13 protein-coding genes are annotated in these 15,199 nt (G+C 70.9%); 5 read left to right on the forward strand and 8 right to left on the reverse strand.

What is annotated here, in order from left to right:
- Positions 1 to 306 precede the first annotated feature (306 nt).
- Entirely contained in the window at positions 307 to 972 is a 666-nt protein-coding gene (locus ACFYNP_RS26255; protein WP_388412203.1) for a bifunctional DNA primase/polymerase, read from the forward strand.
- A gap of 70 nt (positions 973 to 1,042) precedes the next feature.
- On the opposite strand, the gene ftsY is transcribed toward ACFYNP_RS26255, so the two are convergent.
- Positions 1,043 to 2,251, reverse strand: a complete 1,209-nt coding sequence (gene ftsY / locus ACFYNP_RS26260) for a signal recognition particle-docking protein FtsY (protein WP_388788745.1) — start codon at positions 2,249 to 2,251, stop codon at positions 1,043 to 1,045.
- A 192-nt stretch (positions 2,252 to 2,443) separates the two neighbouring features.
- Here ftsY and ACFYNP_RS26265 point away from each other — a divergent pair, with 192 nt between their 5' ends.
- Together ACFYNP_RS26265 and ACFYNP_RS26270 are read left to right on the forward strand one after the other, a co-directional pair.
- Positions 2,444 to 3,910, forward strand: coding sequence for a cytosine permease (locus ACFYNP_RS26265; RefSeq protein ID WP_388788748.1), 1,467 nt, complete (start codon positions 2,444 to 2,446; stop codon positions 3,908 to 3,910).
- A gap of 71 nt (positions 3,911 to 3,981) precedes the next feature.
- Positions 3,982 to 4,947: an LLM class flavin-dependent oxidoreductase gene (locus tag ACFYNP_RS26270; RefSeq protein ID WP_388788751.1), complete on the forward strand. Its 966-nt coding sequence runs from the start codon at positions 3,982 to 3,984 to the stop codon at positions 4,945 to 4,947.
- Here the strand turns inward: ACFYNP_RS26270 and ACFYNP_RS26275 are convergent.
- From ACFYNP_RS26275 to ACFYNP_RS26295, 5 genes are all read right to left on the reverse strand, one after another.
- Positions 4,944 to 5,336, reverse strand: a complete 393-nt coding sequence (locus tag ACFYNP_RS26275) for a phage holin family protein (protein ID WP_388788753.1) — start codon at positions 5,334 to 5,336, stop codon at positions 4,944 to 4,946. The genes ACFYNP_RS26270 and ACFYNP_RS26275 overlap by 4 nt on opposite strands.
- A gap of 110 nt (positions 5,337 to 5,446) precedes the next feature.
- Positions 5,447 to 6,865 (reverse strand): sugar porter family MFS transporter, encoded by a 1,419-nt coding sequence (locus ACFYNP_RS26280; RefSeq protein ID WP_388412193.1) that lies wholly within the window; start codon positions 6,863 to 6,865, stop codon positions 5,447 to 5,449.
- 234 nt (positions 6,866 to 7,099) lie between these two features.
- Positions 7,100 to 10,657 carry a chromosome segregation protein SMC gene (smc, locus tag ACFYNP_RS26285; RefSeq protein ID WP_388788756.1) on the reverse strand — a complete coding sequence of 1,186 codons (3,558 nt, stop codon included), beginning with the start codon at positions 10,655 to 10,657 and terminating at the stop codon, positions 7,100 to 7,102.
- Between the two features lie 201 nt (positions 10,658 to 10,858).
- Entirely contained in the window at positions 10,859 to 11,077 is a 219-nt protein-coding gene (locus tag ACFYNP_RS26290) for a hypothetical protein (protein WP_100578044.1), read from the reverse strand.
- Positions 11,078 to 11,454: 377 nt separating this feature from the next.
- Positions 11,455 to 11,748, reverse strand: a complete 294-nt coding sequence (locus ACFYNP_RS26295) for an acylphosphatase (RefSeq protein WP_100577941.1) — start codon at positions 11,746 to 11,748, stop codon at positions 11,455 to 11,457.
- Between the two features lie 180 nt (positions 11,749 to 11,928).
- On the opposite strand from ACFYNP_RS26295, the gene ACFYNP_RS26300 reads away from it, so the two are divergent.
- Positions 11,929 to 12,837 carry a CAP domain-containing protein gene (locus tag ACFYNP_RS26300; RefSeq protein ID WP_388788759.1) on the forward strand — a complete coding sequence of 303 codons (909 nt, stop codon included), beginning with the start codon at positions 11,929 to 11,931 and terminating at the stop codon, positions 12,835 to 12,837.
- Between the two features lie 219 nt (positions 12,838 to 13,056).
- On the opposite strand, the gene ACFYNP_RS26305 is transcribed toward ACFYNP_RS26300, so the two are convergent.
- On the reverse strand, positions 13,057 to 13,647 hold the full coding sequence (locus ACFYNP_RS26305) for a flavodoxin family protein (protein ID WP_388412187.1): 591 nt from the start codon (positions 13,645 to 13,647) through the stop codon (positions 13,057 to 13,059).
- Between the two features lie 181 nt (positions 13,648 to 13,828).
- On the opposite strand from ACFYNP_RS26305, the gene ACFYNP_RS26310 reads away from it, so the two are divergent.
- Positions 13,829 to 14,263 carry a winged helix-turn-helix transcriptional regulator gene (locus tag ACFYNP_RS26310; RefSeq protein WP_388412186.1) on the forward strand — a complete coding sequence of 145 codons (435 nt, stop codon included), beginning with the start codon at positions 13,829 to 13,831 and terminating at the stop codon, positions 14,261 to 14,263.
- Here the strand turns inward: ACFYNP_RS26310 and mutM are convergent.
- The gene (gene mutM / locus ACFYNP_RS26315; RefSeq protein WP_388412184.1) at positions 14,236 to 15,096 is read right to left on the reverse strand and encodes a bifunctional DNA-formamidopyrimidine glycosylase/DNA-(apurinic or apyrimidinic site) lyase; all 861 of its coding nucleotides are present in this window, start codon (positions 15,094 to 15,096) and stop codon (positions 14,236 to 14,238) included. The two genes, ACFYNP_RS26310 and mutM, sit on opposite strands and share 28 nt — an antisense overlap.
- Positions 15,097 to 15,199: the final 103 nt, after the last annotated feature.

Genomic DNA, 15,199 nt, shown 5'->3' on the forward strand with positions numbered 1-15,199 from the left:
CACCCCCCAGGTCTGTGTACCGACGGTAATCCTACGATCACCCGTCCGGCCATGGCGATTCCAGAAACGCCACCATTCGCCACCCCATCGAATGAACTCCCTTGCCGCCAGGCGCGATTCACTTGACACATGACGATCAGCGTCGGGTGGAGCGGAGTGAGCCGGGGCGCACGAAGCGCATCGCACCACCCCTTTCACGACCGCGTCCGACCTGGCGGAAACGGAAAGTGACGGGAAAACTCCGGATCGTCACGACCACGTCACTGGCGTCGTAACCACCGACGCGGCAGACCCGTTGGAGGGGGCATGGGCTTCACGATCGGCGGCAGCCGGGGCATCAGGGAGACCCGGCCCGGCTCTTGGCGCCGCGGCCGCTCCACACGCACGACCCGCACCAGCGAGGTCACGGCCGTCGCCGAGTACACCGGCCTGTGGGGCTGGGCCGTGGCGCCGGGCGCCCGGGCCCTGAACGGCGCCTGCTCGTGCGGCAGTTCCACGTGCACGGAGCCGGGCGCCCATCCGCTCGCCTTCACGCCCGAGGTCCCGGCGGGGGCCACGCTCGACGACGTCACCGAGGCCTGGTCGCAGTGCCCGGGCGCCGCGGTGCTGCTGCCGGTCGGGCGGACCTTCGACGTGCTGGACGTGGCGGCCCCCGCGGGCCGGCGGGCACTGGTGCGCCTGGAGCGCATGGGGCTGCCCCTGGGCCCGGTGTCCTCGACGCCCACCGGCCGCACCCACTTCTACGTCGCGCCGGGCGCCTGCGCCGAACTCCCCCGGCTGCTCTACCGGATGGGCTGGGACGACGCGGTCCTCGACCTGCGCTGCCCGCCGCGCGGCAGCTATGTGCCGGCGCCGCCGTCGGGCGAGGTGAACTGGCTGCGCCCGCCGTCGCTCGACACCGCGACCCGCCCCCCGGAGGCCCGCCTCCTGCTCGGCACGCTGGCGTACATCTGCCACCGTTCGGCGGCCTAGGCCGTGAACGCGCCGACGCCCCGCCGCATCGGGCAGATGCGGCGGGGCGTCGGTGTGCCAGGGACGGGGCTCAGTCGCCGATCAGCGCGTCGACGAACGCCTCCGGCTCGAACGGGGCCAGGTCGTCCGCGCCCTCGCCGAGTCCGACGAGCTTGACGGGGACGCCCAGTTCGCGCTGGACGGCGATGACGATGCCGCCCTTGGCGGTGCCGTCGAGCTTGGTCAGGACGATGCCGGTGATGTCGACGACCTCGGCGAACACGCGGGCCTGGACCAGGCCGTTCTGCCCGGTCGTGGCGTCGAGCACCAGCAACACCTCGTCGAGCGGGCCGTGCTTCTCCACGACGCGCTTGACCTTGCCGAGCTCGTCCATGAGGCCGGTCTTGGTGTGCAGCCGGCCCGCGGTGTCGATGAGCACGACGTCCGCGCCCTCGGCGATGCCCTCCTTGACGGCGTCGAACGCGATCGAGGCGGGGTCGCCGCCCTCGGGGCCGCGCACGGTACGGGCGCCGACGCGCTCGCCCCAGGTCTGGAGCTGGTCGGCGGCGGCGGCACGGAAGGTGTCGGCCGCGCCGAGCACGACGGACTTGCCGTCGGCGACCAGGACACGGGCGAGCTTGCCGGTGGTGGTGGTCTTGCCGGTGCCGTTCACGCCGACGACCATGACGACGCCGGGGACGGTCTCGCCGCCCTCGGTCTTGACCTCGCGGTCGAAGTCCGTGCCGAGCAGGGAGAGGAGTTCCTCGCGCAGCAGGGTGCGCAGGTCGTCGGGGGTGCGGGTGCCGAGCACCCGGACGCGCTCGCGGAGCCGGTCGACCAGCTCCTGGGTGGGCGCGACGCCGACGTCGGCGGTCAGCAGGGTGTCCTCGATCTCCTCCCAGGTGTCCTCGTCGAGGTGTTCGCGGGAGAGCAGGGTGAGCAGACCCTTGCCGAGCGAGTTCTGCGAGCGGGCGAGGCGGGCCCGCAGCCGGACGAGCCGGCCGGCGGTCGGCTCCGGCACATCGAGCGCCGGCGCCTCGGGGGCGGCGGGCTCCTCGATGACGACCGGGGTGGCGGGAGCCTCGGGAAGGCCGACCTCCTCGATGGTGCGGCGCGGTTCCTCCGCCGTCTCCGCGGCGTCCTCACCGACCTGAGGCTCTGCGGGCGGGGCTGTGATGGTCGGCGTGCTCGGCGGCGCGGTGGGCGGCAGCTGCTTCTTCTTGCGGCTGCTGACCACGAGCCCGCTGATCGCGCCGACCGCGACCAGGGCGATGACTACAGCAAGGATGACGAATTCCATAACGCTCCCAGTATCGGGTACGAGTCCGCGAGGGCCCAGTTTGTACCTTCCTCCGAGAACGGAAGGGAATTATGGGGCAGGTGTCAGATTAAAGTACGATAGAGGTAGCTGCATCAACGCGCGTAGAGTCCCCTTCGACTACCCCCACCGGCTCAGCGTCGAGCCGAGCGAGAGGCACGGAACTCCACCCCCATGAACGACACCGGCTCCCCCGACGAAGCGCAGAGCGCCCTGGAAACACGTGGCCTGGAGCCCGTGCCGGACGCGGAGCGCACCGCCAGAACCCGCGAGCTCTTCCCCACCTGGGTCGCCGCGAACATCAGCGTGCTGCTGCTCACGATGGGCGCCAGCCTCGTCGTCGCGTACAAGCTCAACTTCTGGCAGGCGATCGTGGTCGCCGTGTGCGCGCCCATCCTCTCGTACGGCCTGGTCGGGCTCATCGGGATCGCGGGCAAGCGCGGCGGCGCCCCCGGCATGGCGCTGTCGCGCGCGGTGTTCGGCCAGCGCGGCAATCTGCTGCCCGGCTCCCTGATCTGGGTGGCGCGCTGGGGCTGGGAGACCATCAACGCGGTGACCGGCGCCTATGCGGTGCTGACCGTGCTCGACATCCTCTTCGGGATCAAGAGCAACACGTTCCTGATCATCGTCACGCTCGCCGTCTTCGTGGTCATCACGTTCGCCATCTCGGGCCTCGGCATCCACGTCGTCCAGAAGTGCAACAAGTACGCGACGTTCCTGTTCGGCGCGTTCTCGGTCCTGGTGCTCGTCTACCTGGTGCTGAACACCGACTGGTCCGCCGTCGTCCACCAGCCGGCGGGCAAGACCTCGCTGATGGTCGCGGGCATCGGCATGATCGCCGCGGGCGGTGTCAGCTGGATCCCCTCCGCCCCCGACTTCGCCCGCTACCTGCCCCGCACCGCCTCCTCGAAGGCGATCGTGGGCAACTCGATCGGCGGCGCCGGCATCGTGGTGCTTCCCATGGTCCTGATGGGCGCGGTCATGGCCGTCTCGACGCCGGACCTCGCCTCGGCCGCCGACCCGGTGTCCTTCCTCGGCGAGATCCTGCCCATGTGGATCGCGGTGCCCTACCTGCTGATCGCGCTCGTCGGCATGCTGCTCATCAACTCGATGTCGATGTACTCGGCGGGCTTCACCGCGCAGACCCTCGGCTTCAAGATCCCGCGGCACTGGGCGGTCTCCGTCAACGCGGTCATCTCGCTGGTCTTCGGCGGCATCCTGATGCTGGTCGCCACCAGCTTCATGGGCTCCTTCATCGCCTTCCTCTCGCTGCTCGCCGTCGCGTTCTCGGCCTGGGTCGGCGTGTTCGGCGCGGACATGCTGCGCCGCACCGAGTACGACGCGAAGGCGCTGCTCGACACGACGCGTACGAGCGCCTACTGGTACAAGGCCGGCTTCTCCCCCGCCGCTGTCATCGCCTGGGCGGTGGGCCTGGTCGGCGGCCTGATGTTCACCAAGTCCGACTGGTTCACGGGCCCGCTCTCCGCGAACAACCCGGTCGGTGAGTACGGCCTCGGCTGGGTCGCCACCATCGTGATCTCCGGCCTGCTGTACGTCGTGCTGCCCAAGCCGCCGGTGGTCGGGGCCGAGGCTCCCGGCACCTCCGACGCCGCCAAGTCCGCCGAGACCCTGGCTGTCTGACGCCTCGTCAGCTACCGTCCCCCTTCGCCCGGGGTTCCCCTGGAACCCGCCCGGTGGAGGGGGACTTTTCCATGCCGTTCACGGTCGTACGCATGAACCTGGTGGACCCGGACGCCACCTCCCAGTCGCTGTCCGCCCGCTACCGGGCGGCCCTGGAGATGGCGGCGTTCGCCGACGACCGGGGCGTCGACACCGTCCAGACCGAGGAGCACCACGGCACGGACAACAACTGGCTGCCCTCCCCCTTCGCCTTCGCGGGCGCGGTCTTCGGCGCCACCCGCCGCATCGCGGTGACGGTCTCGGCGATCATCGGGCCGCTGTACGACCCGCTGCGGCTGGCCGAGGACATCGCGGTGCTCGACCTGGTGAGCGGCGGCCGCCTGGTGACGGTCTCCGGGATCGGCTACCGGCCCGCCGAGTACGAGCAGCAGGGCGTGGAGTGGGGCCGGCGCGGCAAGCTCCAGGACGAACTCCTGGAAACCCTCCTGAAGGCGTGGAGCGGCGAGGAGTTCACCTTCCGGGGCCGTCAAGTGCGGATCACCCCGCGCCCGTTCACCGAGCCGCATCCGATGCTCCTGGTCGGCGGCTCCTCGTGGGCGGCCGCGAACCGGGCGGCCCGGCTCGGCCTGCCGTTCTTCCCGAGCGCCCATCTGCCCGACCTGGAGGCGTACTACAACGAGAAGCTCGCCGAGTACGGCACCGAGGGTTTCTGCATGATGCCGGCGGCGGCGACGCCCCTGCTGCACATCAGTGAGGACCCCGACCGGACCTGGGCCGAGTACGGCCGGCACTTCCTGCACGAGGCGCGGATGTACGCGTCCTGGCAGTCCAAGGACATCCGCTCGGCGGTGAAGTCCGCGGCGACGACGGTGGCCGAACTGCGCGCCGAGGGCGTCTACCGGGTGCTGACCCCGGAGCAGTGCGCCACGCTGGGCTCCGACAGTCTCGTCCTGCACCCCCTGTGCGGCGGCATGCCCATCGACGAGGCCTGGAACAGCCTCCACCTGTTCTGCGACCGGGTGCTTCCGGCGCTCTAGGCCGGTTCCGCGTCTTCCGTCCGGCGCGGTGCGAGAGCCATGAGGGCGAGCACCACGGTCCGAACGATCAGTCCGCCGAGCAGGGCCGTCCCGAAGCCGTCGACCTCGTACCCGTCCACCTTGCCGCCGACCCATCCGGCGAGCAGCCACAGGAGCGTGTCCTGGACGACGCCGACGGCCCCGAGGATCAGGAGCATGACGGGCGGGGCGCTGCGGATGTCCGTCGGGTAGCACCGGATGGCCTGGTTGACGACGAGGAAGAGCAGGCCGGTGATCACGAACCCCAGGACGGGCGAGGCGTCTTCGCGCAGCGATATCCCCGGGAGCAGCACGGCCGCGCCGACGCCGACGAAGGTGAAGACGGCGACGGGGTCGGTTCTCTTTTCCATGATCAAGAGCGTGGCACGGATGACCCGGAATCAGGAATTCAGCACCCAACCGCTCCGGCTCGACGGGCGAGCCGGGGCGGTTGGGCGAGAGGAGAGAGGGGCAGCGGGGATTAGCCCATCTCCTCCAACGCCTTGCCCTTGGTCTCCTTGACGTACCGGAGCACGAAGGGGATCGAGAGCGCGGCGAAGATCGCGTAGATGACGTACGTGCCGGACAGGTTCCAGTCCGACAGGCTCGGGAAGCTCGCGGTGATGGCCCAGTTGGCGATCCACTGGGCGGCCGCGGCCACGCCGAGGGCGGCGGCGCGGATCCGGTTCGGGAACATCTCGCCGAGGAAGACCCAGACCACCACGCCCCAGGACAGGGCGAAGAAGAGCACGAAGACGTGGGCGGCGATCAGTGCCACGACGCCCTCGGTGTTGGGGAGCTTGCCGTCGACGAGGTGGGCGGAGAACGCCCAGGCCTCCACCGCGAGGGCGATCGCCATGCCGATGGAGCCGACGAGCGCGAGCGGCTTGCGGCCGACCCGGTCGACCAGGACCATCGCGATCACGGTGCCGATGATGTTGATGATCGACGTGGTGAACGAGTAGAAGAACGAGCTCGACGGGTCGATGCCGACGGACTGCCACAGCGTCGAGGAGTAGTAGAACGCGACGTTGATGCCGACGAGCTGCTGGAAGACCGAGAGGCCGATGCCGACCCAGACGATGGGCAGGAAGCCCATCTTCGAGCCGAGCAGGTCCTTGAAGCTCGACTTGTGCTCGGAGCGCATCGCGTGCTCGATCTCGGCGACGCGGGCGTCCAGGTCGACGTCCTTGCCCTCGACGTCGGCAAGGACCTTCTTGGCGTCGGCGTCACGGCCGACCGAGATGAGGAAGCGCGGCGACTCGGGGATGGCGAAGGAGAGCAGCCCGTACAGGACGGCCGGGACGACCATCACTCCGAGCATGACCTGCCAGGCCTCCAGGCCCATGAGCTTGCCGCGCTGGTCGCCGTGCGCGGCGTTGAGGATGCCCCAGTTGACGAGCTGGGAGATCGCGATGCCGATGACGATGGCGGCCTGCTGGAAGGAGCCGAGCCGGCCGCGGTAGGCGGGCGGGGCGACCTCGGCGATGTAGGCCGGGCCGATGACCGAGGCCATGCCGATGGCGAAGCCGCCGATGATCCGCCAGAAGGCGAGGTCCCACAGCGCGAACGGCAGTGCGGAGCCGACGGCGCTGATGGTGAAGAGGGTCGCCGCGATCTGCATGCAGCGGATGCGGCCGATGCGGTCGGCGATCCGGCCCGCGGTGGCGGCACCGATCGCACAGCCGATCAGGGCGATGGCGATGACCTGGGCGAGCGTCCCGGAGCCGATGGAGTACCGGTCACGGATCGCCTCTACGGCGCCGTTGATCACGGAACTGTCGTAGCCGAAGAGGAAGCCGCCCATCGCGGCAGCCGCCGTGATGAAGATGACATGGCCGAGGTGGTCCGGGGCGGAGTGGCCGCCTCCGGACGCCTGCGCCTGCGCGGTACTGGTCACGTGTACTCCTGGGGCCGCCCGGCAACGCCGCCGGGGGTGAGGGGACTCCGTTTAAGTGGCGCACAACTTCCGGTCACCCACCACTTGAACGTAAAGACAACGTTGCAGAGACTATGCCTTCAAGTTTCTAAGTCAATACCTGGTCGGTTGCGAATTTTCGGGGACGACCCGCCAGGATTCTTTCAAGACTTGAACAACTGCTCGGGGCGCGCCGACTGCCCGGCTCCACCGCGTTCAGCGGAGCCGCTGGCTGATGACCTTGGAGACGCCGTCGCCCTGCATCGAGACGCCGTACAGCGCGTCGGCGACCTCCATCGTCCGCTTCTGGTGCGTGATCACGATCAGCTGGGAGGACTCCTGGAGCTCCTGCATGATCCGGATGAGCCGCTGGAGGTTGGTGTCGTCCAGGGCGGCCTCGACCTCGTCCATCACATAGAACGGGCTGGGCCTGGCCTTGAAGATGGAGACGAGCAGGGCCACCGCGGTCAGGGACCGCTCGCCGCCCGAGAGCAGCGAGAGACGCTTGACCTTCTTGCCCGGCGGACGTGCCTCCACGTCGACTCCGGTGGCCAGCATGTTGCCCGGGTCGGTCAGGATCAGCCGGCCCTCGCCACCCGGGAAGAGCCGCGAGAACACACCCTCGAACTCCCTGGCCGTGTCCCGGTAGGCCTCGGTGAAGACCTGCTCGACCCGCTCGTCCACCTCCTTCACGACTTGAAGGAGGTCGGCCCGGGTCTTCTTGAGGTCCTCCAGCTGCTCGGAAAGGAACTTGTGGCGCTCCTCCAGGGCCGCGAACTCCTCAAGGGCGAGCGGATTGACCTTTCCGAGCTGCTGATACGCCCGTTCGGCTGCCTTGAGCCGCTTCTCCTGCTCGGTCCGCACATACGGGACGGGCTGGTTGCGCGGGTGCAGTGGGTCATCCGGCAGCTCCTCTCCCTCGGCGGGCGGAGAGGGGGCCACCGACTGGTCGGGCCCGTACTCGGCCACGAGCCCGGCCGGCTCGACCCCCAGCTCCTCCAGCGCCTTGGTCTCCAGCTGCTCGATCCGCAGCCGCTTCTCAGCTCCTAGTACCTCGCCGCGGTGAACTGAATCAGTGAGTTTGTCGAGCTCCGCCTTCAGGTCCCGGCCGGCCCCGCGGGCCGCGGCCAGCTCCTGTTCCCGCTCCCCCTTCGCGGTCTCCGCGCCGGCCCGCTCCCGGTCGGCCCGCACCAGGGACACCTCGACATGGGCGAGCAGCGTCCGGGCACCCGAGGCGACGGCCTCGGCGACCGCCGCCTCGTGCCGCAGCCGGGCGCGCCGCTGCTCGGCCCGGGCCCGTGCCTCGCGCTCGGCCCTGGCCCCGCGGTCGAGCGCCTCGGCCCGCCCGGCGAGCGCCTTGACGCGCTCCTCGTGGGTACGGGCCTGGAGGCGGGCCTCCATCTCGGTCTGGCGGGCGTTGGCGCCGTCCGCCGCGAGCCGGTCGCGCACCGAGGTGTCGGGCTCCTCCTCGACCGGCAGCTCTTCCGCGACCAGAAGCCGCTCGGCCAGCTCTTCGGCCTCCTCGGTCGCCCGCTCCAGCGCCTCCTGGGCGCGGGCCGTGGCGGCAGCGGTCCGCTCGGCCTCGCCCGCCGCGCCACGGGCCTGCCCGGCGAGCCGCCCGAGCTGCTGGGCCACCGCGGACCGCGCCTTCTCGGCGGCCCGCCTCCGCTCCCCCAACTCCTCGACCTCCAGGGCCAGTTGGCCACGGCGCTCCTCCGCCGCCCGCTGGACCCCGGCCAGCTCCTCGCAGCGTACGGCCAGGTCGGCGAGCTCGGCGGCGGCCTCGTCGACGGCGGCCTGGACCTCCAGGAGGCTGGGTGCGCCGGCCGAGCCGCCGTGCGCGAAGTGGGCGCCGAGTACATCGCCGTCGGCGGTGACGGCGGTGAGTGCGGGCCGCGCGTAGACGAGGTCCTCGGCGTCCTCCAGGGTGGCGACCACGACCACCCCGCGCAGCAAGTGCCGTACGGCCGGCATCAGTTCGGCGGGTCCGCGCACGAGGTCGGCGGCGCGGGGCGGGCCCTCGCCGCGCGCCGGCCGCTCGTCCTCGTCCTCGGGGGCGCCGCTCAGGAGCAGGGCGGCGCGGCCCGCGTCCTGCTTGCGCAGCAGCCGGATGGCCTCGGCGGCCGAGGAGGGGCCGCTGACCGCGATCGCGTCGGCGGCGACCCCGAGGGCCGCGGCGAGCGGCACCTCGTAGCCGGGGGCCACGGTGAGCAGTTCGGCGGCGGGGCCGAGCAGTCCGGTCAGCGCCTCGCGGGCGCCGAGCAGCGCGCCCGTGCCGTCCTTGCGGCGCAGTCCGAGCGCGAGGGCGTCGTGCCGGGCGGCGACGGCGGCACGTTTCCGCTCTGCGGCGGTGGCTTCCTCGCGGGCGCCGCCCAGCGCCGCCTCGGCCGCGGCCAGCTCCCGCTTGGCCGCGTCATGGGCGCCGGCGAGCTCGGTGTCGTCGGCTTCGAGGCCGTCCACCTCGGCCTTGAGCCGCTCGTACTCCTCCTGGGCGAGCGCGGCCCGCTCGCCCGCCTCGTCGCGCGCGGCGGCAAGCCGGTCGATCTCGGCCTGGGCGGAACCCGCCCGGCCGCGCGCCGCGTTGACCTGGCCGTGCAGCCGCGCGAGCCCTTCCCGGCGGTCCGCGATGGCCCGGGCCACATCCTTCAAACGCCGTTCCTCGGCGGCGAGTTCCCGCTCCAGGTCCGCGCGGTGGGCCGAGGTGTCCTCCAGGGCGTGCTCGGCCGCTTCGAGCGCGGCCTCCAGCTCGGCCTCCTGTTCACGGATCCGGGCGGCCTCGCGCTCCATGTCCTCGGGGTCGCGGCCGCGCCGTTCCTCGGGGGGCTGGGCGCGCGCGCTCTTGACCCGGGCGTCGGCGAGCGAGATCGTGCCGCGCACCCGCTCGGCCAGCTGGGACAGCTCGTACCAGGCCTGCTGGGCACGCTGGAGCCGGGGCGCCAACCGCCTTACCTGTTCCTCCAGTTGGGCCTCACAGGCGAGGGCCGCCTTGAGGTCGGCGGCCGCGCTCTCCTTGCGGCGCAGCAGTTCGGCCTCGTCGGCGATCTCGGCGCTGAGCGCCTGCCGCATGCGGACGAGGTCGTCGGCGAGCAGCCGCAGCCGGGCGTCGCGCAGGTCGGCCTGGATGACGGCGGCGCGGCGGGCCACGGCGGCCTGCCGGCCGAGCGGTTTGAGCTGGCGGCGCAGCTCGTCGGTGAGGTCCTGGACACGGGCCAGATTGGCCTTCATCGCGTCCAGCTTCCGCAGCGCCTTCTCCTTGCGCTTGCGGTGCTTGAGGACGCCGGCCGCCTCCTCGATGAAGGCGCGCCGGCCCATCGGGTCGGCGTGCAGCACGGAGTCGAGCTGGCCCTGTCCGACGATGACGTGCATCTCGCGGCCGATGCCGGAGTCGGAGAGCAGTTCCTGGATGTCGAGGAGCCGGCAGGTGTCTCCGTTGATCTGGTATTCGCTGCCGCCGTTGCGGAACATGATCCGCGTGATGGTGACTTCGGCGTATTCGATGGGCAGCGCGCCGTCGGAATTGTCGATGGTGAGGGAGACCTCGGCCCGGCCCAGCGGCGGGCGGCCGGTCGTCCCGGCGAAGATGACGTCCTCCATCTTTCCGCCGCGCAACGACTTGGCGCCCTGCTCACCCATGACCCAACTCAGCGCGTCCACGACATTGGACTTGCCTGATCCATTGGGCCCCACCACACAGGTGATGCCCGGCTCGAACTTCAGCGTGGTCGCGGAGGCGAATGATTTGAATCCGCGCAGGGTGAGGGCCTTGAGGTGCACGCCGCCGGACTCTACCTTCAGCTCCCGGTTTCGCCCAGGAAGGTCCAGGGCAGATCAGAGCGTGAAGGGAAAGGCGGGCCACCCCTTCGGCACCCGCCGGCGGAAAGAAAGAAGGGACGCCGAAGCGTCCCTTGCAATACATTGCAGGTCTTGCGGATCTCTCGATCTCGACGAGAGAACGAAGCCTCTCCCACCTCTGGATCAGGTGAGGGCGGGCTCCGCCTGGGGGACGTCGATGTCGATGCCTTCGAGCAGCGAATCTCCGCGGTGCGAAGCGGCGGCAGCGGCGAGCACGTCGTTCTCGGACTGAATCCGGTTGAGCTCGGACTCAAGGTCCTGGACGCGCTGCTGGAGCCGTCGCATCTCGGCGAGGAGTCGCGGGTCGGAACCGCCGACGTAACCGAGAAGCGCCTTTGCCATGATGGATGGTCCTCCACACTGAGTGACCGACCGAAGCGGTGTGGGTCGTGAGGGAATCGCACCCGCGGTGCTTGGACTTGACTGCGGTTCTTCATGCCAAACAGCTAAGGTGCGCGGGGCTTCCAGAGTCTCACCAAAAAGTTTGACGGTCAACACGATCACGCCCCGTATCCATGGGCAATCCGGGGGCACGCGGCCGCGAACCGGGCGGCGCTGCCTCTCCTCGGAGCCCCGGGGGCGTGGAGATCGTCCTTACTGCCGCAGCCTTCCACGCCGGACGCGAGATGGCAACAGCCAGATCGTTCGAGGTCAGCGCGTGGTTGCGAGCCGGACGCGGGGTGTCACCTCGGCCGGCTCGCGCACGACGGGGCCCCGGCTCAGCGGATCGCGAAGCTGTCGTAACCGCCGCGGGCTGTGTCCCAGATCTCGGTCACTCCGTCGACCCGCCCCGGTGTGTCGCCGGAGCGAAGCCACTCCAGCAAACGGTGGCAATTCTCACGTGGCCCCTCGGCGACGACCTGGACGCGCCCGTCGTCCAGATTGAGGGCGAACCCTCGGAGGCCGCCGATCTCCAGAGCATTTGCCCTGGTGAACCAGCGGAAGCCGACTTGCTGTACTCGCCCGCGCACCCAGGCCGTGACTCGAACATCTCCGTGCGCATCTTCGTTCATACGTGCACGCTAACCGGCCAATTGCTCACGCGGCACTTCGCCCCCATGGGCCATGGCGTACAGTCGCGACGCAATCGGCCTCACCCGTATGGGTTAGTGGCTATTTGATCATTTCGGGCCGACCGCGGCCCGAGCGGCAATGCGTCAGGCATTGCCCCGGCATTGAGGAAGGCACCGCAGATGGGACGCCATCGTCGCTCCGCCGCCGACCCCGCGCCCGCCGAAGCCCCGGCGGGGCAGGGCGCGCGGCCCCGGGGTGGGTCACGCCGGAGGAAGCGGGCCGCCGCGCCCGTGCGCACCGGGCTGCTCGGCGTCTCCGCGGCGGTGGCCGTGGGTGCCGTGGCCGTCGCCTCGGGTCTGCTGCCCGGCGGCGGTACGTACAAGGTGAGCGGCGACACGATGACCGGCCCCCGGGTCCAGGCGAGCCGCACCCCCGACGTACGGCCGCAGGGCAGCGAGTCGCGGAAGCCGACCGAGGCGGCGCCCACGCCGGCCGGGTCGAGCCGGGCCGCGTCGTCGGCGCCGTCAGCCGCGCCCTCCTCCCCCAGCGCCTCGGCCACGCCGTCGGCGCCGGCCTCCACCGCTCCCTCCGCGCCGCCCGCCCCGCAGAAGAAGTCCGAGGCCCCGGCCCCCGCGCCGTCGAAGCCGGCGACTCCCCCGAGCAGCCCGCCGACCGCCGCGCCCGCGCAGCGCGTGCAGCTGCCGAGCGCCGAGGTGTCGGCCGCCGCGACCGTGATGTCCCTGGTCAACCAGCAGCGGGCGCAGGCGGGTTGCAGTCCCGTGGCGGCGGACCCGGCGCTGGCCGCGCTGGCCACCGCCTTCAGTGACGACATGGCGGCCCGTGGTTTCTTCGACCACACCGACCCGGACGGCCACACCCCGTGGGACCGGGCCGCGAAGGCCGGCGTGCAGGGCCTCGGCGGCGAGAACATCGCCCGCGGTCAGGCCGACGCCAAAGCCGTGATGGACGCCTGGATGAACAGCCCGGGCCATCGCGCGAACATCCTCAACTGCGCGTACAAGTCCCTGGGCGTCGGTGTGCACTTCGGCCCCGGAGGCCCGTGGTGGACCCAGGACTTCGGCTTTTGATCATTCGCCCGGGCGCACCGCGCATGGGCGCAATTGATCCATTCACTCGGTCATTCGTCACCCAGGTTCGGTAATTCGACCGTAGACACCGCAAGGCGCACCGGGAGTACGCGCGGGAACGCGAAAGGGCCCCCTCCGTCACGAACGGAGGGGGCCCTTTCGGCTGTGCGGAATTCGATCACCCGGTGGGGGCGCGCGAGTACCGTCCGGCCGGGACCGTCAGGCGCCGACGGCCGCCCGGCCCGCGACGAAGACCCGGGCGGTCCCGGCGATGCGGCGGCCGAGGTGTTCGGCGGTCGCGATGTCGGCCTTGTGGACGGCCTCGGGTCCCTCGTCGTTGTTGGTCTGGGCGCCGGCCCCGGCGAAGAAGCCGAGCCGGTTCAGGTCGTGCTCGGAGCCCGTCGAGACGTTCCAGCCGGGCTTCAGGCCGAGGTTGACCCAGTGCATGCCGTGCTGGGCGGCGAGGGTCTGGAAGAACTGCAGGGTGTGGCCCTTGTCGCCGCTCTTGGAGCCGGAGTTGGTGAAGCCGGCGGCGAGCTTGTCCTGCCAGGCGTCGGTGAACCAGCGCTTCGAGCTGGCCTCGGCGAACTGGTGGAAGGCGCCGGAGGCGGTCCCCATGTAGGTGGGCGAGCCGAACACGATGGCGTCCGAGCCGTCGAGCAGCTCCCACTCGGCCTCGGTGATGGTGTCGACGTTGACGAAGTGCACGGTGGCCCCGGCCTCGGCGGCCGCGGTACGGACGGCCTCGGCGAGGACGGCGGTGTGGCCGTAGCCGGAGTGGTAGGCGATCGAGACGACAGGAGTGAGCACGGCGGTTCCCCTCAAAGGCATGCGACAGGGCATGGAACAAGGCGTGGCAGGGCGGCTGAGCAGGCGCGCGGGCCGGGGCCGGTGCAGCGGCGGCGACGCCGTTGGCGCTGCACTCAGGTAAGCACTAACTTTTGGTTAGCGCAACCTGGGCGGAATCGCTGTCGGGGCGTATGGTGACGGTATGGATGAGACTTCCCCCAGTTCCACCCGCACGGGCGGGGTCACCGTCGAGGACGGCGCCGACGGCGACCTCGCGTTCAACGTGTTCGCCAAGTCCTGTCCGTCGCGGCGCACCCTGGAGGACGTCACGGGACGCTGGGGCAGCCTGACGCTGGGCGCGCTGCACGAGGGGAGCCTCCGCTTCAACGAGCTGCGGCGGCGGGTCGACGGCGTCAGCGAGAAGATGCTCTCCCAGACGCTGCACTCACTGGAGCGCGACGGGCTCGTCCACCGCGAGGCGCAGCCCACCAATCCGCCCCGGGTCGACTACGAACTGACCCCGCTGGGGCGCGAGGTGGCCGAACGGCTGCTCGCGCTCATCCACTTCGTGGAGGACAGGATGCCGTCGGTGCTCGACGCGCAGCAGAGCTACGACGTGGCGCGCGGGACCCGCTGACACTTCGGGCAGAAGTAGCTGGACCGGTTCATCCAGGCCCGCCTGCGCATCGGCGTTCCGCAGCGCCGGCACGGCTCGCCCTCGCGGCCGTAGGCGTCGAGCGAGCGGTCGAAGTAGCCGGATTCGCCGTTGACGTTGACGTAGAGGCTGTCGAAGCTGGTGCCGCCGACGGCGAGCGCCGCGTTCATCACGTCCCGTGCGTGGCCCAGGAGTTCGGCCGCCTTGGGGCGGTTCAGGGTCGCGGTCGGACGGTCGTAGTGCAGCCTCGCGCGCCAGAGCGCCTCGTCGGCGTAGATGTTGCCCACACCGCTGATGAGCGATTGATCGAGCAGGGCCCGTTTGACCGTGGTGCGCTTGAGCCGCAGCGCCACGAAGAAGGCCTCGTCGTCGAACTCGGGGTCCAGCGGGTCCCGGGCGATGTGCGCGATGACGTCCGGAAGGCCGTCGGGGGTGTTGTCGTGCAGCGAGAGGCCGCCGAAGGTGCGCTGGTCGACGAAGCGCAGCTCGGTGCCCGCGTCGTCCTGGAAGCGCACCCGGATGCGCAGGTGCTTCTCGTCCGGTGCGTCCGTCGGCTGCACCAGGAGCTGACCGCTCATCCCGAGGTGTCCGAGCACGGAGGCGTCGGTGTCCGCGAGCGGCAGCCACAGGTACTTGCCGCGCCGACGCGCGACTCCGATCCGGTGGCCCTTGAGCCGGGCCGCGAAATCGTCGCCCCCGGCGAGGTGACGGCGTACCGCGCGGGGATGCAGCACCTCGACGTCCGCCACGGTGCGCCCGGCCACCCAGCGTTCCAGACCGCGCCGGACCACTTCGACTTCAGGCAGCTCAGGCATGGGCGCAGATTACCCCCGCGGCGCCGGTGGGGTCGCGGCGGCCCCCGGCAGCACGAAACCCCGCCCGGCGCCGGAGCGCCGGACGGGGTGCGCGAGGAAGGGG

Origin of the sequence: Streptomyces sp. NPDC006691 (assembly GCF_042869955.1) — a bacterium.
Lineage (GTDB): Bacteria > Actinomycetota > Actinomycetes > Streptomycetales > Streptomycetaceae > Streptomyces.

Bases quoted from the DNA above. Each gene is read 5' to 3' on its own strand.
- ACFYNP_RS26255 (WP_388412203.1), top strand. From the start codon at position 307: ATGGGCTTCACGATCGGCGGCAGCCGGGGCATCAGGGAGACCCGGCCC.
- ftsY (WP_388788745.1), bottom strand. From the start codon at position 2,251: ATGGAATTCGTCATCCTTGCTGTAGTCATCGCCCTGGTCGCGGTCGGC.
- ACFYNP_RS26265 (WP_388788748.1), top strand. From the start codon at position 2,444: ATGAACGACACCGGCTCCCCCGACGAAGCGCAGAGCGCCCTGGAAACA.
- ACFYNP_RS26270 (WP_388788751.1), top strand. From the start codon at position 3,982: ATGCCGTTCACGGTCGTACGCATGAACCTGGTGGACCCGGACGCCACC.
- ACFYNP_RS26275 (WP_388788753.1), bottom strand. From the start codon at position 5,336: ATGGAAAAGAGAACCGACCCCGTCGCCGTCTTCACCTTCGTCGGCGTC.
- ACFYNP_RS26290 (WP_100578044.1), bottom strand. From the start codon at position 11,077: ATGGCAAAGGCGCTTCTCGGTTACGTCGGCGGTTCCGACCCGCGACTC.
- ACFYNP_RS26295 (WP_100577941.1), bottom strand. From the start codon at position 11,748: ATGAACGAAGATGCGCACGGAGATGTTCGAGTCACGGCCTGGGTGCGC.
- ACFYNP_RS26300 (WP_388788759.1), top strand. From the start codon at position 11,929: ATGGGACGCCATCGTCGCTCCGCCGCCGACCCCGCGCCCGCCGAAGCC.
- ACFYNP_RS26310 (WP_388412186.1), top strand. From the start codon at position 13,829: ATGGATGAGACTTCCCCCAGTTCCACCCGCACGGGCGGGGTCACCGTC.
- mutM (WP_388412184.1), bottom strand. From the start codon at position 15,096: ATGCCTGAGCTGCCTGAAGTCGAAGTGGTCCGGCGCGGTCTGGAACGC.